Annotated in this window: 3 protein-coding genes; all 3 read right to left on the minus strand. The window is 47.5% G+C overall.

Annotation, left to right across the window (positions count from 1 at the left end; all coding sequences use genetic code 11):
- Positions 1-714, minus strand: a 714-nt coding sequence (gene pyrB / locus KDK17_RS05075; RefSeq protein WP_257287500.1) for an aspartate carbamoyltransferase, incomplete at its 3' end; no start/stop codon positions are given.
- A 422-nt stretch (positions 715-1,136) separates the two neighbouring features.
- A complete protein-coding gene (locus KDK17_RS05080; RefSeq protein ID WP_257282384.1) occupies positions 1,137-3,029 on the minus strand; it encodes an extracellular solute-binding protein in 1,893 nt (630 codons plus the stop codon).
- A gap of 92 nt (positions 3,030-3,121) precedes the next feature.
- Positions 3,122-4,198, minus strand: coding sequence for a hypothetical protein (locus KDK17_RS05085; protein WP_257253678.1), 1,077 nt, complete (start codon positions 4,196-4,198; stop codon positions 3,122-3,124).
- Between the last annotated feature and the right edge of the window lie 304 nt (positions 4,199-4,502).

Raw genomic sequence — 4,502 nt, forward strand, 5'->3', positions numbered from 1 at the left:
GTATTCAGTTTCATCAAAGCGCTCTTTTTGAACCCGTGTCATATAAATAATGTCAGACTCAGGCACCACTTCTTCAATGCTCCCGGCTTTGCGGTAGCGAATACCTTTTTCATCCAGTTCTTCCAGCAGGTAATCGGGCATTGAAAGCGCGTCGGGTGCAATAAAGTTAAATTTGGCACCGAACAGTGCCATGGCCTGAACCAATGAGTGAACAGTTCTGCCGTATTTAAGGTCACCGACAAAGGTGATGGTCAGGTCGTCCAGTGTCCCCTGACATTCTCTAATACTGAAAAGATCCAGCAACGTCTGTGTCGGGTGCTGGTTGGCACCATCACCGCCATTAATGATTGGGACATTGGAGAATTCAGAGGCCAATCGTGCCGCACCTTCCTGAGGATGACGCATGATGAAGGCATCAGTATAAGAACTGATGATTTTGACTGAATCGGCCAGTGTTTCGCCTTTTTTGGCCGAGGTGTTACTGCTGTCAGAGAAACCAATCAGGGTTCCTCCCAGCCTCTGTACAGCGGTTTCGAATGAGAGACGGGTTCGGGTCGAAGCCTCAAAGAAGCAGCTGGCAATCACCTTGCCCTCTAGCAGATCGGGACGTGGTGCTCTTTTAAGCTGGGCGGCAGTTTCCAGAATCTGTTCGAGGTCTGAACGATTCAGGTCTGCTATGGAAATGATGTCCCTCAGATAGAGCTGGTTTTCCATCAAGAGTTACCTGTTCCTGAATAAGGGTGAAGAATGGGGAGATGGTGCCAAATAGCTGATGAAGCTACAGGGTGGGCACAAACCAAAAAAAAGCCCCTGATTAAGGAGCTTTTTCTGAAAAACGGACCACTGTTGATACCGGTCGGCACCCTGCTCAGGCGTGTGTTTGAAACAGAACAGCCAGTTTCGGATCTCATTCGCGTGTGTTCGTCACAGTATACGTTTCAGCTCTGACAGCCTATGGGCATTATGTTGCCATTAAAAATAAGTTAAAGAAGCCTGCGCTTACAGGCAAGTCTTTGTAGGCAAATTGGTAACTACTCTACCGATGAAAAAAAACCAAATCAAGAGCTTGTTGATAGTGATTTTCTTTTTGGCCAGAGATTGCTCATTGAGAGAGGTAAGCGATCAAAATGGAAAAATCATGGATTCTTGTCTGGCTTGTACCACCAGTTACTCAGGTCGAGCCAGTAAAGATGGTCTTGTGGTGGATGACCAAGGTGGTGCCAGTAAGCCAGATGAGTCTTTTGAGTATGCCACTTGGGAATGACGTAGTGGCCCCACATCAGTACCCGGTCCATAGCCCTGACAATGGGTATCAGTTTTTCATAGCTGTCTGCATTTGTTGCCTCGGCTAGCAGGTGGTCAATGACCGGGTTTTTGATGCCGACAATGTTACCACTTTGTTTTTCCATGACGACTTTACTGCTCCACATATGATACAGCTCGTTGCCCGGATAAGTGGACTGCCAGAAATACCAGTCCACCATTTCGAAATCTGACTCCCTGACTCTTTTTCGAAACAGGCTTTTGTCGAGAGTCTTTATGTTCAATGTTATGCCAAGGTCAGCAAGACTTTTACGGTAAGAAAGTAACAAACGTTCCTGTTTAGGGTCTTCGGTCAGCAGGCTGAGAGTGAGAGGCTTGCCTGAGGCTGTATCTATCATCCGCCCGTTTTCCAACCGGTATCCTGCTCTTTTGAAGAGAGCCAGAGCTTTCCTGACATTCTCCCTGTTTTTACCGCTTCCGTCTGAAACGGGGAGAATGACGGCTTGCTTGAAAAGTTCACTGGGTAACTGCTCCTGAAACGGCTCCAGTAGCTTGAGTTCTTCTTCTGTCGGCAGACCTGTGGCTGAGAGAGGTGAGTTGTAGAAAAAGCTCGTAGTACGCTGAAAGTCAGAATTCAGCAGAGTCCTGTTAATCCACTCAAAATCGAAGGCCATGATTAAAGCCTGACGAAGTGCAGGGTTTTTGAACTTGTCCCGACGAAGATTAAAAGCCAGGGCACTCATGCCAGCTGTATAGAGCATTTCAATGTCTTTCTTCAGCACCCGACCTTCTTTAACTGCCGGGAAACTGAATGACTGATGCCATTTTTGAGTATCAGTCTCCTGATGAACATCATAAAGTCCGGCTCTGAAGCCTTCGATCACAGCCTGAGGGTCACGATAATAGTCCACCCTGATTTCGTCGAAATTATACCTCCCTCTCTGGCTGGGAAGATTGACTGCCCAATAATCCCTGACTCGCTCAAAAGTGATGTTTTGTCCTATTTTGACATGCTTGACCTTTAAGGGCCCACTGGTCACAGGGCTGTTCAGGTGACGACCCTGAAAGTTTCTGGTCTGCCAGTAATGATGAGGAAGCACGCGAAGATAACCCAGCAGGGCAAGCTGCTTCTTGCCAGGTTTGTCCAGGTAAAAAACGACTCGGTGTGGCGAAGTTTTTTCAACTCTGGCGACGTCTTTATAGAGATTTTTCAAAAAGGGTGAGCCCTCCCTTTTGAATAACTCAAAAGTGAATACAACATCTTTTGACGTGACAGGGTGGTTGTCGCTGAACTTTGCTGCCGGGTTGATATGAAAAGCAACCCAGCTGAAGTCGTGAGGGTATTCGATGGCTTCGGCCAGAAAGGGATAAAGAGTGTGAGGTTCATCGGCTGACCGGGTCATTAATGAGCCGTGGGTGTGGTAAAGGTAATCAGGCGTAGTTCCTTTGCCGTTAAATGGGTTCAGAGTGTCGAATGAGCCTGTCCTGGCTAGCCTCAGGACACCACCTTTAGGTGCATTGGGGTTTGTGTAAGCAAAATGAGTGAAGCTGTCCGGGTATTTGTGGGTACCGATCAGAGTGAAAGACTTTTCAATACGGACCTCACCCCAGATGGCCAGAGGGTGCGACAGGCAGAGGCTGAGGAGAAGGTTTGTTATTATTCTGATTCCGGAACCATTAATTTTGAATACATTGTTGTTTCTGGATAAATTGTTCCCGTGTAGATTGTTGCCGGGTAGATTGTTGCTGGAAACAACTCTGCTCACAGTCTCTTCAGCCTTCTTTGTGTCGAGGTGGTGTCAGGGGTACAGAATGGTTGGGAGAAATATAGCTTAGTTGCTTTTCAGTTTGCTTACGTTCAAGACGGTTTCTGCTTCAGCGGTGGAAGATTAAGCTGTATGTTGGCTTCAAGCGCTCTCAGCAGTCCACTGGCAGTGTGTCGAGACCAGAACTGGCCTAATCCGTGCAGCGATTTTTCAGAAGCGGGTACTGGAATCTCCAGTCCTTCAACAGGCAGGCTGCCCTGGGCATAGATAGCGTGGGCCGGACCCTGGATGAAGAGCCCCTGAAGAGTATCGTTCAATAACTCTCCGTTCAGGTAAGCATGAGTGATGAGTGCTTTTGGCTTCAGGTCGGGTTCTTCATTTTGAATGTGCCAGTAGATGGCAGAGTTCAGGGCAAGACTGTTAAATACCACCGCCTTGAATCGGGTTTTAAAGGAAACATACTGGGCGATTGCGCCACCCAGAGAGGAGCCTGTCAGCTCAAACTCATGGTCAGGGTAGTGCTCATACAGGTCGACAGTCAGCTCCAAAGCTCTTCTCAGCATGGGAACTTCCAGTGGAAAGTAATCCCCGGCAGTGATGAAGCTGGAGAAGTAGGAGATGATCTGTGTCAGATAGCCATATCCATAGCCACCCTGTGTCCAGGCAGCATTGGTCAGGGAGTTGAGGCTATCAAATTCTGTTCCTGTGAACGCTATCAGAATTTTCTTTTCTGAAGTGTGGAGGAAAACTCTGGCTTTCAACCCGGAGTCTTCGCGGTCGTAGATTCGGTTGGCATCATACCGGGTGTCAAACACTCCCTGTGTTAACCATTTTTCAGGTACATCTGTCTTGACTGCGTTGCGATACTGAATATGGGTGAGGCGATCTTCCAGGGCCTCTTTGACGCCCGCTCTATCACTGGCAGTTCTGAAACGATAGGACAGGTAGCTGGCAAATGCATAGGGGTAGAGTGCTTCCAGGCGATGCTTGAACTTTTCGGCAGGAGAGTTGATATACCGTTGAGTGGAGTCGGGCCCCGGAATCTTGTTGAGATTGGGTTTTTCGCCTCTGGCGAATACGTTTTGGCTTGATCCAAAAACTGTCAGTACGCAGGCCAACAGAATAAGCAGTATAATACGCGGGTATTGCGATGTGAGTTTCCTTGTCATAGTCTCGACCCTTCCCTGAATGTTTTGACGTTCATGTTTATTAGACAGGGCGAGAGCATCTTAGTTCAGAGGAGTGACAAGTTGATTAGGGATAAGGCCAAAATTTTTATCTTTGTTATATTAGATTAAATTCTAATAGCTTTATTAATATAAAAAGGGGCTTGTTTTTTGCCGTGTCATTGCTCTTTTTTGATATGACAGCCACCGGGGATCTCAATGGTAAGGTCGCTCTTGGCATAACAGCAGCAGGGCAGGATTTTTCCATCGGGGACAAAAGCGACGGGTTCTGCGAAATATTCCACTT

This window comes from Endozoicomonas sp. SESOKO2 (assembly GCF_024606245.1).
GTDB lineage: Bacteria > Pseudomonadota > Gammaproteobacteria > Pseudomonadales > Endozoicomonadaceae > Endozoicomonas_A.

What these genes read in the sequence shown, in the direction of transcription:
- KDK17_RS05085 (WP_257253678.1), bottom strand. Translation starts at nt 4,198, where the DNA reads ATGACAAGGAAACTCACATCGCAATACCCGCGTATTATACTGCTTATT.